This is a genomic window from Streptomyces sp. RLA131 (genome assembly GCF_056270125.1).
In genome coordinates, this window is the sequence record NZ_JBWDOQ010000002.1 from 292,240 (window position 1) to 309,562 (window position 17,323).

The following is a 17,323-nucleotide window of genomic DNA, read 5'->3' on the forward strand; positions in this document are numbered from 1 at the left end:
TTCTCCAGGACGGCTGGCGCGTCAAGTGGACGTATGCCGCGTGCGCGGCGGGTCAGTGGTGAACTGCTGGTGTCCTATGACCGAGAGCAGTTGGAGTTTCCCGTGGCTCTCCGTGCCGGGACGCGTGGTCATCACCAGAAGGGTCTGTGCTCGGTTGTCGGTGAACAGGACCTGGCAGTCGATGTCGATACGGCCCAGCTCGGGGTGAACGAGGGTTTTGTGGTCCTCGAACCGCTTGGCGACCTCGTGCCGATCCCACACGCGGACGAATTCGGGGCTGCGTTCGCGTAGTTCGGCGACGATCTGCGCGGCTCTGGGGTTGCTGCTGTCGGCGGTCAGCGCGGCGCGCAGCGCGGCTGCCTGAATTCGGCTCTGCCTCGGGTGGTCCTCTTCCGGGTAGCGAGTCCGCTCGGCCGGGTCGGTGAACCAGCGGTAGTAGGCGCTGCGTCCCAGACCGGTGTGGCGGGTCTGGTCGCCGAGCAGTGCGATCGCGAGCGGGTTCTGCACCAGGACGTCGGCGAGATCGGACAGCACCAGGGCCGGGGTGTCGTCGAGGCGGTCCAGGACCCGCATCAGAGCCGGGCTGACGTGCTCGGAGCGAAGGAAACGGGCCGGGGCACTGTGCCCGATGAGGCGGAAGAGGTGGTCGCGTTCGTCCAGGGTCAGGCGCAGGGCGCGGGCCAGGGAAGCTGCGATCTGCTCTGAGGGCTGCGGGCCGCGCCGCTGTTCCAGTCGGGCGTAGTAGTCGGTGGACATGCCGGCGAGTGCGGCGACCTCTTCGCGGCGCAGTCCCCGGGTGCGCCTGCGTGGGCCGTCGATCAGTCCGATATCGCCGGGCTGCAGCGTCTCACGCCGCCGGCGCAGGAAATCCGCCAGTCCTTCTCTGTCCATGCCCTCCATGGTGGCTGCTGCCTGCCCATTCATCCAGGGACCGCCGATCCGCGGCTCAGCCCCCTTCGCAGGCCGGGTCAGCCGCCGGCGGGGCTCGGGCAGGGATCGCCGGTCCCTGGACAAGCGCTCCTCTCCCGCCCGGCCACAGACGCCCGCAAGGTAGGTGGTGCGGGGCGCACCGGCTCCCGCAACGAAGGAGAGAACATCCCTTGAAGACCACTGGCAACACGATTCTGATCACAGGCGGCACCTCGGGCATCGGGCTCGGTCTGGCCCTGCGCTTCGTTCAGGCCGGCAACAAGGTGATCGTCGCCGGGCGGCGCAAGGACCTGCTCGACCAGATCACCACCGACCACTCAGGCATCGAGACGATCGTCCTCGACGTCACCGACCCCACCTCGATCGCCCGCGCCCGCGAGACGGTGACCAGCACCTATCCGGAGGTGAACGCCCTGGTCAACAACGCGGGCATCATGCTGCCGGAATACCTCCTCGACGCCGACTCCCTGCGCGTCGCCGAGGACACCGTCACCACCAACCTGCTCGGCCCGATCCGGATGGTCAACGCCTTCCTGCCCCACCTGTCAGCCAAGGACGACGCGGTCATCATCAACGTCAGCTCCGGGCTGGCGTTCGTACCGCTGCCGATCACCCCGACCTACAACGCCACCAAAGCCGCGGTCCACTCCTTCAGCGAGAGCCTGCGCGTCCAGCTCGCCGGCACTTCCGTCAAGGTCATCGAACTGGTCCCGCCGGCCGTGCGGACCGCCTTGATGGGGCAGCAGGAGAGCGCGCGGGCCATGCCGCTGGAGGACTTCCTCTCCGAAGTCATGACCCTCCTGCGCACGCAGCCCGACGCCAGGGAAATCCTCGTCGAGAACGTCAAGTTCCTGCGCCATGCCCAGGCCAACGGCACCTACGACAACGTCCTGGCCATGCTCAGCGGCCACTGACCCATCGTCTGGGCCCTGGTGCCGGCGAGCCGGCAGGAGTCCGGTGCCGGTCTGGATGATGTTCCCGCCGACGGTGCGGCAGAGCTGACGGGGCTTGGCAGCAGAATCCGGCGTGCAACGCGACGCCGGTTGCGATGGCGTACGGCCGGATCGGCGGCGCCGGCAGTGCTGCCGGCGGCGCGATCTCCAGGGCGATGACCGCGACGGCCACCGTCCGCCGGACCCGCACGTTCCCTTCGCTCAGCGACCCCCGGGCTCGTGCGGTTGACGGCGGGCATCCAGCGCTCCGGCGGGGACAGGTGCACGCGAGGGGATCAGACGTCGCCGCGCTGCCGAACGACCAGGAGCGTCTGTTCGTACGGTCAGGGTGCGATCGCCACGCGTTCGAGTGCGGCGGCGAGTGCGGCGAGGTCGTGACCTGCGAGGTTGTCGAGGACGTGCCGTCGGATGCTGGCCAGGTGGGCGGGCCAGGCCTGCTGGAGGCGGGCGAGGCCGTCGTCCGTGAGGACGGCGTTCCAGCCACGCAGATCTTCCTGACACTGGGCTCGTTGGACGAGTCCCTGCCTTTCGAGGCGCTTGACGACTCGGGTCATTCCGCTGAGCGAGAGGTTGCAGGCAGCGGCGAGCTCGCTCATGCGCATCCGGCCGTGGGGCGCCTCGGACAGGAACATGAGGGGGGTGTACTCGGAAAGGGGCAGCGCTCCGTCGCCGACCATGTCCGCGTCCACCAGTCGCGGCAGCGCCGTCATGACGTGTCCCATGGCGCGCACAAGCAGTTCCTCGGTCCGGTCCAAGGGGCGCAGGGGCTGTTCGTCGTAGGGCATGCCTCACATCCTATCTGCTTGACACGACAAGCACCCATCCATTTACTTGACTCAGCAAGCACAAATACAAGCAAAGGTTCAAAACATGACAAGGATTGGCATCATCCTCGGCAGCACGCGCCCCGGACGTAACGGCGAGGCCGTCGCTCACTGGGTGCACGAGCTGGCCACGCACCGGACCGACGCGCAGTACGAGCTCGTCGACCTGCTGGACTACAAGCTGCCGCTCCTGGATGAGGCCTACCCGCCGGCGATGGGGCAGTACAGCCAGCCGCACACGCGGGAGTGGGCCGCGAAGATCGCCTCGTTCGACGGCTTCGTCATCGTGACCCCCGAGTACAACCACTCGGTGCCCGGCGCGCTGAAGAACGCCATCGACTTCCTGGCCGCCGAGTGGGCCAACAAGTCCGTCGGCTTCGTCAGCTACGGCTCCACCGGCGGCACCCGTGCCGTGGAGCACCTGCGCCTGATCGCCGGTGAACTGCAGATGGCGGACGTCCGCTCCCAGGTGGCGCTCTCCCTGTTCACCGACTTCGAGAACTTCAGCGTCTTCAAGCCCGCCGACAGTCAGCGCGACGCCGTCACCTCCACCCTCGACCAGGTCGTCGCCTGGAGCAACGCGCTCGCTCCGCTGCGCGCCAGCTGAAGCGAGGAATCACGGGGCGCCGCCGGGCAGTGCCCCGTACCGGCATCCGACGCCGATACGGGGCACGGCGCCTGGGCCGCCCCTTCGACCGTTATGGGAAATGAGAGTTCCGTCGATGTCAGAACGTGTTGCCTCCCCCGCGGGTGGGCACCCCATCACTCTTGGACTGGACACGTTCGGTGACGTGACCGACGACGCCCAGGGCCGGCCGCTGTCGCACGGCGAGACGATCCGCAACCTGGTGGCGGAGGGTGTCCTCGCCGATGAGGCCGGAGTCGACCACTTCGCCATCGGTGAGCACCACATCGACTGGATGCCGCTCTCGGCGGCGGACGTGGTGCTCGCGGCGATCGCGTCGCGCACCTCGCGCATACGCCTCGGATCCGGTGTCACCGTCATCAGCTCGGACGATCCCGTTCGGGTCTACCAGCGATACGCGACACTCGACGCCGTGTCCGACGGCCGTGCGGAGGTGATTCTCGGCAGAGGATCGAGCACGGAGTCCTTCCCTCTGTTCGGCTACGACCTCGGCGACTACGACACTCTCTTCGAGGAGAAGGTCGGCCTCTTCGCCGAACTGCGCAAGGAGAAGCCCGTCTCCTGGTCCGGCAGTACCCGGCCGGCCCTGACGGACCAGCCCGTCTACCCGCACAGCGAATCCGGGGCGATCCCCACCTGGATCGGCGTCGGGGGCAATCCCCAGTCCGCCGTCCGTGCCGCACGCTACGGATTTCCGCTGATGCTCGCGATCATCGGCGGTCCGACGGCGCGGTTCGGCCCCTTCGCGCAGCTCTTCCGCCAGGCGCTGGAGAAGTTCGGCCGGCCCGACCAGCCGATCGGCGTGCACAGTCCGGGGCATGTGGCCGCGACCGACGATCAGGCGGTGAAGGAGTTCTGGCCGTACTACGAGAAGACCATCCGCATGGTGGCCCGGCAGCGGGGATTCCGCGCGCCGACATTCGAGCAGTTCATGAACGATGTCGGTCCGGGCGGCGCGCTGTTCGTCGGATCACCCGAGACCGTGGCGCAGAAGATCGCCACCACCCTCACGGAGCTCGACGCCAGCCGCTTCGACCTCAAGTACGGGATGAAGGGTCTGCCGCACGAGACGCTCATGACCACCATCGAGCTCTTCGGTACGAAGGTGGCCCCCCGTGTGCGGGAACTGATGACCTCGTGAGGTGTTCGCCCTCAAGCCGATTGCCGTTGCCGACGTAGAGACTGCCGGGTGGCCGGTTGATCACGCTGCGATGAGGTCCTCGACGGTCTCGGGTCGGGTCGGGCGGTCCTGCGGTGGGATTCATGGCTCCACCGCGATGGCTGCCCGGCGAGCCGGACGGGCATCAGGCGGATCATCGCCACCTTGATCATGGTCTCGCAGCGCGGTCAGCCGTTCGTAATCGCGGACCAGCCGGCGGTTTCGGACCAGCCAGCCGAAACTTGGCTCCGCTCCTCCGTGATGCCTCAGCCCGGCGACGCAGTGCGCAGTCTGCTGCTGGCCCAGTCGTCACGCAAGCGCGGTCAGAACCGCGCCGAGCAGCGCTCAGCGCGTCGGACGGTAGGTCGCGATGATCACTCCGCTGCTGGTCGGCCGGGCGCTCACCAACTGCAACTTCTTCAGGGCGGCGTCGTCGGCGAACAGCTTCTTGCGGCCCTCGCCGGCCACCACCGGGTGGATCAGCAGCACCAGTTCGTCCAGCAAATCCTGCTCCAGCAGCGAACGCACCAGCGTCGGGCTGCCCGCGACGGTGATGTCCTTGCCCTCGCCCGCCTTGAGCTCCTCGATCGCGGCCGCCGGATCGCCGTTGACGAGCGTGCTGTTCGCCCAGTCCTCGACACCGTCCAGCGTGGAGGAGACGACGTACTTGGGCGAGTCGTTGATCCACTTGGCGAAGCCGGCGTCCTCCCCGCTGGTCACCGTCGGCCAGTACCCGGCCCACTCGGTGTACGTCACACGGCCGAGCAGAATCGTGTCGGCCGTCTCCAGCGTCTCCCCCAGCGCCGCGCCCATCTCCTCGTCGAAAGCGAACTGCCACTCGTTCGGCGACTGGACGACACCATCGAGCGAGACAAACAGACCCGAAACGACCTTGCGCATGATTCCTCCGTGATGAGTTCGGGGTCGTCTGCCCGGTCCCGGTCGGGACAGCTCTCTGGCCGGGACGAGCCGACCCCGTCGGCTACGTCAGGAAGACTATGCGGGCACCGAGGAGGAGGGCTTGTACAGAAGCGACAGCGGCTTCGCCCTGTCCGGAACGCTCAGCTGAGTGGCGGTCCGGCCGATGTACCGGGTCAAGGACCGCGCCAGGTGCGGCTGGTCGAAGTAGCCCAGCCGGTACACGACGTCCTGGGCCGGCGCACCCTCCTGGATCAGTACCGCCGCCTGGCGGGCACGGTGGATCTGCCGGATGGCGCCACGGGTGAGGCCCGTCGCCGCGACGAAGCGCCGCTGGAGGGTGCGTTCGGAGACATCGGGGGTGGCGCCGTCGAGTACCGCGGGCACGATCGGGTCGCGGTCCACGATGCCCTCGCGCACCATGCGCCGTACGAACGCCTCCGCGTTGTCGTAGTCGGGCACGTGCCAGGCGGAGCCCTTCAGCCAGACGGATCGCCGCGTCACGTCTGGGATCTCCGCGATACCGCCCACGAGCCGGCTGATCGGTACGTGCGGCATTGAGGTGCCGAGGGCGAAGCTGATGCCGAAGAAGGTGGCGTCCTTGGGGACGGGGGCCGGGCAGGCATTGGGCTCCGGACCCAGTACGGCGGCCTGCACCTGGCCGTCGTGCTCCCAGAAGACGAGCTCCCAGTGCGACGTCGCGATCGACGTCATCCGACCCACGTCGTCACTGCGGCTGCGCCACACCCGCTCGATGTACGGCAGCTCCGACGGCCGGCTCTCGATCTCCAGGCCCAATCGGATCGCCCCCCGTTCACCGCTGCCCGAGCCGCCAGTGTGTCACGTCGTCCGGACGGCCAGAGCGCGTGCGAGATGCCCGGGGAGGATCGCCGCGGCTCGGCCTGAACGTGCCCAGTGCCCAGTGCCCGATGCCCGCAGGGCGCGCGTGGAAGCCCGGCCCCATCGGGCCCAGTCGCGGCTGCTCGCGGGCGAGCCGTTCAAGAAGAAGGCGGCTGTCGCGAAGCTCTGCTCCTCGGAGATCGCGGGCTGGTCCTGACGAACCGCGAAGTCTCCCGGTGACCGAGGATCTTCGCCGAAGTCATCCGCCCGCGACCAGCCCGAGCACCCCGGACCCCGCGCACACCAGACCCGTGACCAGCAACTTCACGTTGCACAGTGGGTGGCGGCCGAGAGGGCGAGCGCCCGGCGACCCGGCCGGGCTTCAGGCGCAGGCCGGTGGCGCGGGATCCGGGGAACAACGCGGCGGCCTACGGGCGGTGTACGTGGCCACATCGTGCGTGTCGGACCACGGCCCGGCCGCCGGTCCGGGCCTGCGGAGCTGGTGGCCGGGACAGTTGTGCGGGGTGCGCGTCACCCCCGGGTCCCGGTCAACTCTCCACGCCAGGCGAGGAATCGCAGGTCCCCGAGGTTCAGACACTGACGTTGACGACGGCAAGTCCGTCGGTGCATCCGACGACCAGATACGACCCGACACCGGCCAGAGCCGCGATCGGTCGCTCCAGGAGATGGGAGCCCACCCATTGGCAGGTCAGGGGATCCCACAGCTCGATCGCGCCCCGCCTGGCGACGGCCAGTACCGGGTGCCCGCCGGACGGGACGACCGCGGCCATCGGGCCGCCGGTGAGTTCGCCCACGAGTTGGCGGCTGCCGGCATCCCAGACGCGGATCGAGCCGTCGAAGTCCTGAACTGCCAGGAGCGTGCGGTCGTCCGCCAAGGGTATCGCCGCGATGTGCCTTACGTGCCGGTGGTTTTCGAAGGGGGCGGCGACCGGTAGGCCCGTGCCCGGGTCCCACAGCCGGACCGCCTTCGTGCCACCCCGGGCGGGGGTGGCTTCGCTGCTTGCCAGGAGAGTGAGTCCGTCCGGCATCGGAACGCAGGCCAGTACGAGCGGTGGCCGGTCGGGCCGGTTGAAAACATCACTCGCGATTTCGCAGGTCTCGGGGTCGCGAAGACGGATGATGCCCGAGTGACTACCGGTGGCTACGAGTACCCGTCCGTCGGGCGTCGTGATCGGCACCATGGTGAGGATCACGCCGGTGCGGCCGGACGGCAACGAACCAACCAGCCCGCCCGTCGCCAGATCCCATGACTGGAGGGCGCCGCTCATGTGTCCGGTGACGAGAACGGTGCGCCCGTCCTGCAGGGGCGCGGCCGCCATCGCCGTGATGACATCCGTATCGCCGGTGTGAAGCCGCCCGGCGGCTTCGCCGGTGCGTAGGTCCCACAGCCAGACCTCGGTGTCGCTGCGGGTGGCGAGCAGCGTTCGCCTGTCGGGGACCGTCACAGGTGCCACAAGGCCCTTCCAGCCGGCGTCCTCCGGCTCGGTCGGTGGCCCCACCGCGGTGGGGTCCTCAACTGCGGCGGGGTCCCACAACCACACCGCACCACCGGCCACTTGTCCCACGAGCAGCGTGGGGCCGTCCGGCAACGGAACGGCTGCCACTGCGGCGGGGACACGGTTCGTCCCCGAGTCACCGATGCGGCGCCCGGATACCGGGTCCCACAGTCCCGCCCCGATCGACAGCAGCGTCGTCCCGTCGGTCATGGGGACGGGGTGCAGACCGGGACCGGTGATGGGCCGGCCGACCGGCGCACCGGTCGCCACGTCCCACAGCCGTACCGTCTCGTGATCGTCGTAGTCGCGGGACAAGGCCAGCAGGATGCCTCCGTCGGGCAGCGGCACGGCCGTCAGCCCGCTCGGCCAGCCCTCGTCCTCCTGGGGGCACAGCAGTTTCTGAACCAGCGTGCCCGTCGCCGGGTCCCACAGGCACACCACGGCGCCTTCCCCGTGACCATGGGCCGTGGCCAGCAGTGTGCGGCCGTCAGCGGGCGTCACCGCGGTCAGCGCGCCCGGGCCGTCCACACCCGCCGGGGCGCGCAGCGGACCGATGACCCGCTCGGCCGTGGCCGCGTTCCACAGCCACACCTCCTCGTCTTCGCAGGGGGCGACGGCCAGCAGGTTCCGCCCGTCCGGCATGGGTACGGCGGCCAGATTCGACGCGGATTCCGGGCCCGGCAGCGGCCCACCGACCTGCTCGCCGGTGACCGTGTCCCACAGGTACACCACATGCCCGTCGTCGTCCTCGTCGTGGTGCGCCGTGGCAAGCCGGGTATGCCCGCCGGCGAACGGCAGGGCCACCATCGCCATGACACGCCCACCGTGCTTCGAGTTCTGCCGCAGGGGGCCACCAACCTGTTCACCGGTCACCGGGTCCCACAACCGCACGGTGCCTTCTTCGTCATCGCCTGACGTGGCCAGCAGGACGCGATCCTCCCCGACGGGCACGGCGACCGCCGCACACAGACCGCCCCTGAATCCGCGCAGCGTCGACGAAGGCCGCACCCGCTCCGCCGGCCTTTCCCACACCTGGGTCAGTTCTCGTGGACCGCCGTCATGAAGAGCGTCAGACATGACCGGCACAGTATCCGGCCCGACCCACACCGACCCGGCCGCACGCCTCATCCGGGCGAACACCAGCGTCGAAGATGCGTAGTTCTACGCACGTCCGCCACCCGCCCCGGGAGTGTCTAGTCAACGGCGGACTGCTCGCGCAGGCTGTGGGCGAGCGCCAGGAACAGGGACAGGTTCGTGATGTCCTTGGCCAGGTGGTGGGACCAGCGGACGGGGTCGCCCGAGGAGCCGGTGTTCATGATGCGGACCAGGCCGCCCGAGGCACTGACCTCCCGGACCTTGGGCCACGGCAGGCTGCCCTTCCCGGGGGCGGACACGGCCGTGCGGGAGAGCGAGAGCGCTCCGAACGGGACTGTGCCGCCCTCCCGGAGCGTCTCCAGCACGGACGCTCCTTGGGCGCGCATCACCGCGTCCTGCATCCGGGGACCCCAGGCGTCGGGATCCTCATAGAACTCCGTGATCCGCACCGACCCCTGGCCGGGGGCGCTTGCCGTGTAGACGTATCTGGTAGGCGCGGGGCGGCCGTTGATGATCGGCTGGGTGATCTCCTGCTGGAGGCGCAGGGAGTCCCAGCGCAGGGCGACCGGCTCGCCGCCGGACGGCGGGTCCACGACCAGCCCCTCCTCGAACAGGTGCAGCCGCTGGGCGGCCCGCTTCCGGCTGAAGTCGGGGAAGCGGCGCATCCAGAACCAGTAGTACAGCACCCCGGGGACCAGGAAGAACGGCATGAGCATGAGGCAGTTGAAGACATGGGCGGCGAACACCGTCCGACGGAGGCGCTTCGGCGCGACCACGTCCTGGAGCGCCCCGAGCCGATGGCGGGCGGCCAGATCGGCGACCTCGGGCGACGCGGGGGCGAGTGGAGTCATGAGGTCGAGCCTCCGAGCCGCGTCCACGCGTGTCAACCATGGATCTATGTGGATCGGTCAGGTATCTTCCGCGCGCCGCCACGCACCTCGCCCGGTGGGCCCGCAACCGCGGCAGTCCCCAGCTGTTCCCGGTGCGCCCGGGCCGTGGCCATCAGCCCGTCGAGTGCGTCCCTGGTCCGCACGAGGTCGGCGATGTGCGTGGAGAGCCGGTCGCGCTCCAGCGCCATCCGCTCCAGCGCGGAGACGGAGTTGGCCTCGCTGGGCGCGTCGACGCAGGGCAGCAGCTCGGCGATGGTGCGACTGGACAGGCCCGCGGCGTACAGCCGCTGGATGAACGCGACCCGCTCGACCTCGCCGTCCGTGTAGTGCCGCTGCCCGCTGGCGCTGCGGGTGCTGGTGAGCAACCCCTGCTCCTCGTAGTAGCGCACGGACCGGACGCTGACTCCGGCCTGTGACGCGAGCTCCCCGATCCGCACGAAGTCCTCCCGGCTATGTCCCACGTCACAACAGCTTGCCTCTGACGTCAGTGTGAGGTCTTAGCTTAGCTGCCGTGCCCGACGTCCGGGCGCTGCGGACCGCGAAGGAGTCCTTGATGACGACCCTTTTCACCAGTTACCGGCTCGGCGGCCTGACTTTGCCCAACCGAGTGGTCATGGCCCCGATGACCCGGGTCCGGGCTGCCGTCGGCGGTCTGGCGACGCCGTCGATGGCGACCTACTACGCCCAGCGGGCCACGGCCGGATTGATCGTCAGCGAGGGCGTGCAGCCGAGCGCGATCGGACAGTCCAACCCGGGTACGCCGGGGCTGCACACCGACGAGCAGGTCGCCGCATGGCGGCCCGCGACCGCGGCCGTCCACACCAACGGCGGACGGATCTTCGCCCAGCTCATGCACGGCGGCCGGGTCTCGCATCCCGACACCACCGGCATGCAGCCGGTCGGGCCCTCGGCGGTCCCCGCCGTCGGCGACGTGTTCACCCCGACCGGGCCCCAGGCCGCCCCGCGGCCACGCGCCCTGGACACCGCCGAAGTGCCCGAGCACGCCCAGGCGTACGCCCATGCCGCCCGCCGCGCCATCGAGGCGGGCTTCGACGGCGTGGAACTGCACGGCGCCAACGGCTACCTGATCTCGCAGTTCCTCTCGTCCAACGCCAACCTGCGCACGGACCGCTACGGAGGCCCGATCGCCAACCGGATCAGGTTCGCCGTCGAGGCCGCCACCGCCACCGTCGAGGCCGTCGGCGGGGCCAGGACCGGCATCCGGCTCTCACCGGGCGGAACCTTCTGGGGAGTCGAGGAGACCGAGGTCCGCGAGCTGTACACCGCCCTGCTGACCGAACTGGCCCGCCTCGAAGTGGCATACGTGCACCTCGAAGCCACCGCCGACGAAGAGGTGCTCCTCACCCTGCGCCGGGCGTGGCCGGGCGCCCTCGTCATCAACCCCGTGCTTCCGATGGGGCCCAAGCAGACCGGCCGGGACGACGCCGACCACTGGCTCGCGCTGGGTGCCGACCTGATCAGTTTCGGCCGTGCGTTCATCGCCAACCCCGACCTGGTCGAGCGGCTGCGCGGCGGACTCCCGATCGCCCCCGTCGACGAAGCCACGTACTACCAGGGCGGTGATGCGGGCTACCTGACCTACTCCGCCCACCAGTACGCGGCTTGACCCCGAACTGCGGAGAAGGAGCTGAACCCGCGCGGGCGGTGGTGCTCAGCCTCGCTCACGAGCACCTCCGCCAGCTGCCCCGGCCCTGTATGCACGGGCGTGGTTCGTCCAAGGCAAGGACCAGATCGATAGACACAGGACACCCGCGCCCGGTCATCGCTGGGGGTGGTCACTGTCCTGAGCCATCGAACCCTGATCGTTGTCACCGAAGATTGGTGACCAGTAGGTTCGTGCCACCGGAGGTTGAGTGGCGCGGCAGCTTGCGCGTCGCCAGGCGGCGAGAGGTGACCCGGTGCAGGCTGTTCCCCGCCCCGTCGAGGGGCATCGACAGGCTCCTGATTGTGGGTCCAGAACTGTTCGGTCGGCGGGGTGGGTTGAATGATCGAGCAGTTGTGGACGGCCAGGGAGATGCCGTTCCGTGACGGGCTGTACAGGCCGAACGACACCGGCCTGAAGGTGCACGTGGACGGCCCCGGGGCCTACCACCCGGACGCTGGGCAGCCGATTTCCTTCCGCCTCGGCGAGCCGCTCGACGTAGCCCGGGCTATTGAGGAGGACGGCACCACCGAGGTGGACACCTGCTTCGAGAGCCCGTTGCCTGACGGATCGGGATGGATGTCCGGCGGCGGCAGCGGGATGGGCAACATCGGCTACTTCGCCCGTCTCGACGCCGACCGCTCCTTGCGGTGGGTCGCCGTCATGTTCTACTCCAACCCGTTCGTGAGGGTGCACTACGAAGGAGCGACTGCCATCTTCACCAACGACTGGGGAAACCGGCTGACCCTGGACCTCGGCAGCCTCGATCTTGCCTGACCCGCACCAGGCCGCCACCCGCAGAGGGGAATCGGCTGACCTTGGGGCCTTCGCGTCCCAGCCCGGCAGTAATGCGCGACGGCCCCACCACCCCGCAGTCGCGGTTCCGGTGAGGCAGACAGGGCCGCCCCCACTCAAACTTCGGCGGCACACGCTCAACCTCCGCCGTCACAGGGCAGCCACGCCTCCGGCGGATCAGAACCGGTCGGCTCAGGCGGGGCAGGCCCCGGCCGCGGTTGTGGGCCCTGCCCCGCGTTCTTCGGCGCGAAGCCCCGGAGACCCGCGACGTCGGCGACCGCTGGTGGCCAGAGTCCCCCGGAGACCCACGACCGGCAGGCATGATGACCCGCATGAGCGACGACCCGCAGGACAACGTGCCCCCGCTCGAAACCCGCCGCCGCGCTACAACCCGCCCTGGGCCTCTCTCGCCTGAAGCCGACGCGCGGCTCCTGGCCCACTTTGATGAACTCAAAGCGGACAGCCCGCAGACCTACGAAGACCGTGACAACTGACCCCGACGCGACGCCCTTGTGGGATCTCCCTCCCGAAGGGCGTCCGCGTGTCGTCTGCGCGCTGTGCGAGGAGCCGCTGACCGCCGCGGAGTCCCGCCGCTGGGGCCTCGGGCCGCGCTGCCGGCGCAAGCTCGGACTGAGCGGTGCGCCGGGCGTGGGGCGGTTCGAGGTCGAGCAGGACGGGCTGCCGGGTTTCTAACCGGGGGAGACGGATCCCGGCGTCGTGGTGGTGTCACTGTCGGCTTCCTGGAGGTGCCGCATGTCCCAGTCGAGGGTGCCGTCCTGCTGTTCGAACTGGCTAAGGGCGAGTCCGAGACCGAAGAAGGTGGGCGCCCATTCGCCGACGTAGATGCCCCACCGGTCGGCGCGTGCGAGGTCTGCGTGGGAGCCGGGTTCGACCTTGAGGCTGGTGGCCCAGGTGGCGACGGAGAGTCCGATGGAGACCATAGCGGCGAGATAGGCGTGCTCACTGCGCAGGCCCATGTGATGGAGCTTCTTGATGATCATGGAATGCTCCTTTCGGGTTCTTTGTCGGGTTGCCCGCTCAGAGGTAAATCACACATACCAGGATCAACCGGACTCGGTTTGACTGGCTTCCAGAATCGACGCCGCCGGCTGCTCCAGGGCCGCGGCGTGGTCGTCGCGCAGCTCAGCCAGGTCGACGGCGGCCGGCTCATCCATCAGCACCTCGGCGAGCCGCGGCTCCCGGTCCGTCACCGGCACCGCGGACGTGACCCGCGACCGCAGCGCCACCTCGCAGACACCCACAGCGCCATGCCGGGCCAGTATCGGATCCACGTCGTCGTCGGGCACGAACCCCAGGACATCGATGGTGCGCTTCGTCGGCGGCGGCAGAGCATCCAGATCAGCGGCGCCCAGGACCACCATCCGCCCGTCCGTCGCCCCCGACCGCGTTGCACATCCTCCGGCGGTACCTCCCGCTGCTCCCGCTCACACACCCTGCGATGCCGGATCCTCGAACGGGTAGCGGCGCATGACACCAGCCTGCGGAAAGCCGGAACAGCGCGCGCGGCAGGTCAGGTCGACAGGAGCCACGCAACCAGCCGAGCCCAGACACCTGTGACCAGCGCAAAGAGGCGGAGTGATATCGCCTTGACATCAGAGACGCTAGGCTGCAAATCACGACTGGTGAATCCACTCGGAGGATGAGTATGAGCGCCCAAGCTGCGGACGCCGGATACCCCGCGCGCCCTGAGCCGACCATCCGCACCGTGCGCTCCGCCCTCCCCGAGGGGCACCGTGAGGCGTTCCAGGCAGAGATCGAACGCAGCCCGCTGCACCTCATCACCAAAACTCTCGCCGACTGGGACATCCGCGCCCGCGCCCTCGCCAGCCCCGCCATCATGGCCATGGTCAGCCGCATCGGCGACGAAGAAGCCGGCCACGCCGACCGCCCGGCCGTGCTCTCCGATGACGAGGTTCGGGCTCTCATGCCCTCGCTCCGGCAATAAGCTTGCCGGGTGGCATACCGCGTCGACCTCACCGCCGAGGGCTTCCCCGAGGACTTCCAGCGACTCCAGCCCTGGGCGAAAACGTCACTCGAACAAGCACTCGTCGCCGCCTCGGTCGACCCCCACCTGCTGCCCGACCTGCCCCAGGCGTTCCCCGGCGCCCGCATCCTCACCTTCGCGGGCAACGACGGCATCTGCCTCGTCAAGCTCGACGACGAGACCAAGACCATGACCGCGCGGATCATCCAAGCCCCCCGCTGACCAGCTGACGCGGGCAGCGCCACACGCCGCCGAGGCACTGCCCGACGGCCGTGAAACCGCGCCGGCAACGACGAAGCCCCCGGCGCCCACCACGGGCCCGGGGCGAGGAACGCTTCGAACTGCTGGCGAGATCCGGAGGTTTCGGTCTTGTCAGGTCTGCTGGAACATCGGTGTCAGGCTGCTGCGCCGCGGGCCTGGGTGCGCGTGGGAATCCTGCCGGGCTCCTTGTTCGGCACGATGCCGTACCGGATGAGGGTGTCGCCTGCCGCGATGACGGACTCCGTCGCCGGGCGTGGTGTCCAGCCGAAGGCCGCCGCGTCCGGTTCGGCACCACTCCCGTGCAACTCACCGCGCACATCACCACCATGCTGGAAAACATGATGCTCACCGGATCACCGACCGCGGGAACCAGCGGTTGCAAATGAGGCCTGGTTACTGGTGTTCGGCACGGCCCAGTCGATGCGGCAGCACCTACAACAGGCTCTCGGCGTCACCCCGACCGCCTGTCGCCGGACCTTCCGGGCCGGGGGCGACGGGATCGAAAGCGGCGGGACGGGAAGCGGCGGAGCCGAGAGTTACGGCGGTGTCGGCTCCTGGCGCTGCACGGCCGACCCGGCGCACCTCGCCCCACCAGCCGACCCCTGTCAGCACCAGGGCCAGGCCGACTCCGGCCAGGATGGCCGTGGACGGCGCCACCACCTTGAGGAGGGCACCGGCGAGCGACCCCGTCGCCGCGTAACCCGCCCCCGCCGCCGCGTACATCACCGAGTAACCCGCGGCCAGAGCCCCCGGCGGAAGCGCCTCGCGCAGGGACAGGTTGCGGGTGAGCATCGCGCACGACTGGAGCGTGCCCCCCACGACCAGTGCGACGGCGATCCCGGCCGTGTCCGGTATCAGTGCGGCGACGGCCACGCAGACCGACGTCCCACACATCAGCACCACGCTGCGGGTGCGCAACCGCCCCGGCCAGGAGCGAAGACCGTGGACGAAGGCACCGAGCCCCCCGCCCACCGCCATCCCCGTCAGCAGCGGACCGGACCAGCCGACGCCGACGCCGCGCTGTTCGAGCATGGCCGGCAGCACGAGTTCGGCCAGACCGAGCAGGGCCAGACTGGCCGCGCCCATGACGTACACCGGCCAGGCGCCGGTCAGCAGTCGCAGCAGCGACGCGCCCGTCCGGTCCTCCCCGCTCGTGTCGTCCGCGCCCCAGTCGGCCGGCAGCAGCCACAGGCCCGCGACCGACGACGCCATCAGGGCGGCGGCGAGGAGCAGCGGGACGGGCGGTGCGACGCCGAGGGCCAGGCCGGCGACCGCGGCCGGGGAAACGGTCCATACGCCGGCCGTCAGTATCGATTCGACGGACAGCGCCTGCGCCGCCGCACGCTCCGGGACGAGTACGGTGAGCAGCGTGCGCAGGCCACCGGTGGCAGCGGCCGGGGCAGCACCGGCGAGAAACGCGAGCCCGGCGAGGACCGTCGAGTGCCCGTCGGGGAACACCCCGAGCCCCGCGAAGGCCGCGGCCCCGACCGCGAGGCCGACGGCCAGGTGAGCGCGGGCACGGTCGGGGCGCAGGCGCATCCCGAGGACGGGGGCGCCGACAATCTCGCCGATGACATAGGCCGCCGCCAGGATCGCCCCCAGCGAGTAGCCGCCCGGCCGCTCGCGCACCAGGAAGACCAGGGCCAGCGGGGCCATGGCTACGGGCATGCGGGCGCCGATGGTGGTGCAGGCCCAGAGCAGGACCTGTTTGGAGGCGACGTCGCGGTAACTCATGAGACGACGCTAAAGGCCGGCACTGACAACACCCCAGGGGATTTCCGGCGCCTGTGGAAATCGTGAGCACCCCTTCAGAACGTCACCAGGGGTGGCGGCTTCTTCGGTGAGTTCGCGCCGGCGGGGAATGGTCATGCAGCACAAGTGAGCGGCACAGCGGGGCCGGTGCGATCGGCTCAGCGTGGCCGGCCGGCTCCGGTGAGGCGGATACCTCGGGACCAGGAGCCGACCTGCGCCGTGCGGTGAGTCACCTGCGACCGGTGACCGTCCGGTCCACGTCGGCAACAGGGCCCAAAGCCTGCCCCTGGGGGCTTGTACGGAGAGTTCGCCGCCAGGCGAGGGATCGGGTCAGGAATCCATGGTCGGGAGGTGGATCATCCGCTTCCGGCCGGGAGCGGAGGAAGCGTCGGCGTCGAGGAACTGGGTGATCGCCTGCAGGGCCTCGCCGAGGGTCACGCCGAGCGGCGGGCCGGTCGGCTCATGGGGTTGGAGGGCCCAGTGTTCGACCGCGACGCGTAGCGCGGTGTTCATCATGCCCGCTTCCAGGCGTACGGCCAGGTCGTCCTCGGAGCGGCCGGTGCCTTCGGCGATCAGGCCGGCGAGGACGATTTCGGCGTCGAAGTGCGCTTCCAGCCAGACAGCGCGCAGTCCGGGCTCGTCCCGGCTGAGGCGGACGAGCCCGCGCAGGGTTTCCAGGTGCCGCGCGACAGGAATGCCGGGATCGTCGATGGCCGAGATCGCCCCGGCAAGCGTACGGCTGCCCCTCCAGTAGTCCCGCAGGCGTTCGGTCAGCACGTCGATCCCCGCCGTGAGCCGGGGACGCGCACACTCCTCCTTCGAGCGGAAGTAGCGCCACAAGGTGCGCGTGGAGATCCCGGCAGCGGCGGCGATGTCCTCCGCGGTGGTACCTGCCACACCCCGCTCGACGAAGAGCCGGACCGCTTCGTCGGCGATCTCCATGCGCGTGGCTTCACGACGCCGTTGCGTCAACGGTGGTCGCCCCACTCCGGCTCGCCCGGCCATCCGCCCCTCCTCGCCTCGATGCGGTGATCATAATTCATGTCGCAGTGCGACAACATGGCGCACTACGACA

The 17,323-nt window shown here is 69.7% G+C and carries 21 protein-coding genes; 9 read left to right on the forward strand and 12 right to left on the reverse strand.

Going from position 1 to position 17,323, the window contains the following annotated elements; translation table 11 throughout:
- Positions 1-21: 21 nt before the first annotated feature.
- A complete protein-coding gene (locus RWE79_RS01965; protein ID WP_475938242.1) occupies positions 22-891 on the reverse strand; it encodes a helix-turn-helix transcriptional regulator in 870 nt (289 codons plus the stop codon).
- 209 nt (positions 892-1,100) lie between these two features.
- On the opposite strand from RWE79_RS01965, the gene RWE79_RS01970 reads away from it, so the two are divergent.
- Positions 1,101-1,844, forward strand: a complete 744-nt coding sequence (locus RWE79_RS01970; RefSeq protein ID WP_475938243.1) for an SDR family oxidoreductase — start codon at positions 1,101-1,103, stop codon at positions 1,842-1,844.
- A gap of 362 nt (positions 1,845-2,206) precedes the next feature.
- On the opposite strand, the gene RWE79_RS01975 is transcribed toward RWE79_RS01970, so the two are convergent.
- Entirely contained in the window at positions 2,207-2,668 is a 462-nt protein-coding gene (locus RWE79_RS01975) for a MarR family winged helix-turn-helix transcriptional regulator (RefSeq protein ID WP_475938244.1), read from the reverse strand.
- 85 nt (positions 2,669-2,753) lie between these two features.
- On the opposite strand from RWE79_RS01975, the gene RWE79_RS01980 reads away from it, so the two are divergent.
- Positions 2,754-3,314, forward strand: coding sequence for an NADPH-dependent FMN reductase (locus RWE79_RS01980; protein WP_475938245.1), 561 nt, complete (start codon positions 2,754-2,756; stop codon positions 3,312-3,314).
- Between the two features lie 184 nt (positions 3,315-3,498).
- A complete protein-coding gene (locus tag RWE79_RS01985) occupies positions 3,499-4,494 on the forward strand; it encodes an LLM class flavin-dependent oxidoreductase (RefSeq protein WP_475938246.1) in 996 nt (331 codons plus the stop codon).
- A 363-nt stretch (positions 4,495-4,857) separates the two neighbouring features.
- On the opposite strand, the gene RWE79_RS01990 is transcribed toward RWE79_RS01985, so the two are convergent.
- The 5 genes from RWE79_RS01990 to RWE79_RS02010 form a co-directional block, all read right to left on the reverse strand.
- Positions 4,858-5,412 (reverse strand): dihydrofolate reductase family protein, encoded by a 555-nt coding sequence (locus tag RWE79_RS01990; RefSeq protein ID WP_475938247.1) that lies wholly within the window; start codon positions 5,410-5,412, stop codon positions 4,858-4,860.
- A 96-nt stretch (positions 5,413-5,508) separates the two neighbouring features.
- Positions 5,509-6,228 (reverse strand): helix-turn-helix domain-containing protein, encoded by a 720-nt coding sequence (locus tag RWE79_RS01995; protein ID WP_475938248.1) that lies wholly within the window; start codon positions 6,226-6,228, stop codon positions 5,509-5,511.
- 632 nt (positions 6,229-6,860) lie between these two features.
- The gene (locus tag RWE79_RS02000) at positions 6,861-8,600 is read right to left on the reverse strand and encodes a WD40 repeat domain-containing protein (RefSeq protein WP_475938249.1); all 1,740 of its coding nucleotides are present in this window, start codon (positions 8,598-8,600) and stop codon (positions 6,861-6,863) included.
- A 380-nt stretch (positions 8,601-8,980) separates the two neighbouring features.
- A complete protein-coding gene (locus tag RWE79_RS02005; RefSeq protein ID WP_475938250.1) occupies positions 8,981-9,733 on the reverse strand; it encodes a DUF6585 family protein in 753 nt (250 codons plus the stop codon).
- A gap of 44 nt (positions 9,734-9,777) precedes the next feature.
- Positions 9,778-10,209 carry a MerR family transcriptional regulator gene (locus RWE79_RS02010; RefSeq protein WP_475945549.1) on the reverse strand — a complete coding sequence of 144 codons (432 nt, stop codon included), beginning with the start codon at positions 10,207-10,209 and terminating at the stop codon, positions 9,778-9,780.
- Between the two features lie 116 nt (positions 10,210-10,325).
- Between RWE79_RS02010 and RWE79_RS02015 the strand changes: the two genes are divergently transcribed.
- The 4 genes from RWE79_RS02015 to RWE79_RS02030 all read left to right on the forward strand — a co-directional run bounded on the left by RWE79_RS02015 (position 10,326) and on the right by RWE79_RS02030 (position 12,923).
- Positions 10,326-11,399, forward strand: a complete 1,074-nt coding sequence (locus RWE79_RS02015) for an alkene reductase (RefSeq protein ID WP_475938251.1) — start codon at positions 10,326-10,328, stop codon at positions 11,397-11,399.
- 378 nt (positions 11,400-11,777) lie between these two features.
- Positions 11,778-12,212, forward strand: a complete 435-nt coding sequence (locus tag RWE79_RS02020; protein WP_475938252.1) for a hypothetical protein — start codon at positions 11,778-11,780, stop codon at positions 12,210-12,212.
- Between the two features lie 350 nt (positions 12,213-12,562).
- Positions 12,563-12,724, forward strand: a complete 162-nt coding sequence (locus RWE79_RS02025) for a hypothetical protein (protein ID WP_475938253.1) — start codon at positions 12,563-12,565, stop codon at positions 12,722-12,724.
- Positions 12,714-12,923: a DUF6011 domain-containing protein gene (locus RWE79_RS02030; protein ID WP_475938254.1), complete on the forward strand. Its 210-nt coding sequence runs from the start codon at positions 12,714-12,716 to the stop codon at positions 12,921-12,923. The genes RWE79_RS02025 and RWE79_RS02030 overlap by 11 nt, the downstream gene beginning before the upstream one ends.
- Here RWE79_RS02030 and RWE79_RS02035 read toward each other — a convergent pair.
- Positions 12,920-13,231 (reverse strand): hypothetical protein, encoded by a 312-nt coding sequence (locus RWE79_RS02035; protein ID WP_475938255.1) that lies wholly within the window; start codon positions 13,229-13,231, stop codon positions 12,920-12,922. The two genes, RWE79_RS02030 and RWE79_RS02035, sit on opposite strands and share 4 nt — an antisense overlap.
- A 63-nt stretch (positions 13,232-13,294) precedes the next feature.
- Positions 13,295-13,612 carry a Ku family protein gene (locus tag RWE79_RS02040; RefSeq protein WP_475938256.1) on the reverse strand — a complete coding sequence of 106 codons (318 nt, stop codon included), beginning with the start codon at positions 13,610-13,612 and terminating at the stop codon, positions 13,295-13,297.
- Between the two features lie 284 nt (positions 13,613-13,896).
- On the opposite strand from RWE79_RS02040, the gene RWE79_RS02045 reads away from it, so the two are divergent.
- Together RWE79_RS02045 and RWE79_RS02050 are read left to right on the forward strand one after the other, a co-directional pair.
- Positions 13,897-14,196 carry a hypothetical protein gene (locus RWE79_RS02045; RefSeq protein WP_475938257.1) on the forward strand — a complete coding sequence of 100 codons (300 nt, stop codon included), beginning with the start codon at positions 13,897-13,899 and terminating at the stop codon, positions 14,194-14,196.
- Positions 14,197-14,205: 9 nt separating this feature from the next.
- Complete coding sequence (locus RWE79_RS02050; protein WP_475938258.1) at positions 14,206-14,457, forward strand: hypothetical protein; 252 nt, start codon at positions 14,206-14,208, stop codon at positions 14,455-14,457.
- A gap of 173 nt (positions 14,458-14,630) precedes the next feature.
- Here RWE79_RS02050 and RWE79_RS02055 read toward each other — a convergent pair whose 3' ends face one another.
- The 3 genes from RWE79_RS02055 to RWE79_RS02065 form a co-directional block, all read right to left on the reverse strand.
- Entirely contained in the window at positions 14,631-14,813 is a 183-nt protein-coding gene (locus RWE79_RS02055; protein ID WP_475938259.1) for a hypothetical protein, read from the reverse strand.
- 115 nt (positions 14,814-14,928) lie between these two features.
- Positions 14,929-16,230: an MFS transporter gene (locus tag RWE79_RS02060; protein ID WP_475938260.1), complete on the reverse strand. Its 1,302-nt coding sequence runs from the start codon at positions 16,228-16,230 to the stop codon at positions 14,929-14,931.
- 348 nt (positions 16,231-16,578) lie between these two features.
- A complete protein-coding gene (locus tag RWE79_RS02065) occupies positions 16,579-17,253 on the reverse strand; it encodes a TetR/AcrR family transcriptional regulator (RefSeq protein ID WP_475938261.1) in 675 nt (224 codons plus the stop codon).
- Between the last annotated feature and the right edge of the window lie 70 nt (positions 17,254-17,323).

What these genes read in the sequence shown, in the direction of transcription:
- RWE79_RS02045 (WP_475938257.1), top strand. Translation starts at nt 13,897, where the DNA reads ATGAGCGCCCAAGCTGCGGACGCCGGATACCCCGCGCGCCCTGAGCCG.
- RWE79_RS02060 (WP_475938260.1), bottom strand. Translation starts at nt 16,230, where the DNA reads ATGAGTTACCGCGACGTCGCCTCCAAACAGGTCCTGCTCTGGGCCTGC.
- RWE79_RS02035 (WP_475938255.1), bottom strand. Translation starts at nt 13,231, where the DNA reads ATGATCATCAAGAAGCTCCATCACATGGGCCTGCGCAGTGAGCACGCC.
- RWE79_RS02020 (WP_475938252.1), top strand. Translation starts at nt 11,778, where the DNA reads ATGATCGAGCAGTTGTGGACGGCCAGGGAGATGCCGTTCCGTGACGGG.
- RWE79_RS01975 (WP_475938244.1), bottom strand. Translation starts at nt 2,668, where the DNA reads ATGCCCTACGACGAACAGCCCCTGCGCCCCTTGGACCGGACCGAGGAA.
- RWE79_RS02005 (WP_475938250.1), bottom strand. Translation starts at nt 9,733, where the DNA reads ATGACTCCACTCGCCCCCGCGTCGCCCGAGGTCGCCGATCTGGCCGCC.
- RWE79_RS02025 (WP_475938253.1), top strand. Translation starts at nt 12,563, where the DNA reads ATGAGCGACGACCCGCAGGACAACGTGCCCCCGCTCGAAACCCGCCGC.
- RWE79_RS01980 (WP_475938245.1), top strand. Translation starts at nt 2,754, where the DNA reads ATGACAAGGATTGGCATCATCCTCGGCAGCACGCGCCCCGGACGTAAC.
- RWE79_RS01990 (WP_475938247.1), bottom strand. Translation starts at nt 5,412, where the DNA reads ATGCGCAAGGTCGTTTCGGGTCTGTTTGTCTCGCTCGATGGTGTCGTC.
- RWE79_RS02065 (WP_475938261.1), bottom strand. Translation starts at nt 17,253, where the DNA reads ATGGCCGGGCGAGCCGGAGTGGGGCGACCACCGTTGACGCAACGGCGT.
- RWE79_RS02000 (WP_475938249.1), bottom strand. Translation starts at nt 8,600, where the DNA reads ATGGCGATGGTGGCCCTGCCGTTCGCCGGCGGGCATACCCGGCTTGCC.
- RWE79_RS01965 (WP_475938242.1), bottom strand. Translation starts at nt 891, where the DNA reads ATGGACAGAGAAGGACTGGCGGATTTCCTGCGCCGGCGGCGTGAGACG.
- RWE79_RS02040 (WP_475938256.1), bottom strand. Translation starts at nt 13,612, where the DNA reads ATGGTGGTCCTGGGCGCCGCTGATCTGGATGCTCTGCCGCCGCCGACG.
- RWE79_RS02015 (WP_475938251.1), top strand. Translation starts at nt 10,326, where the DNA reads ATGACGACCCTTTTCACCAGTTACCGGCTCGGCGGCCTGACTTTGCCC.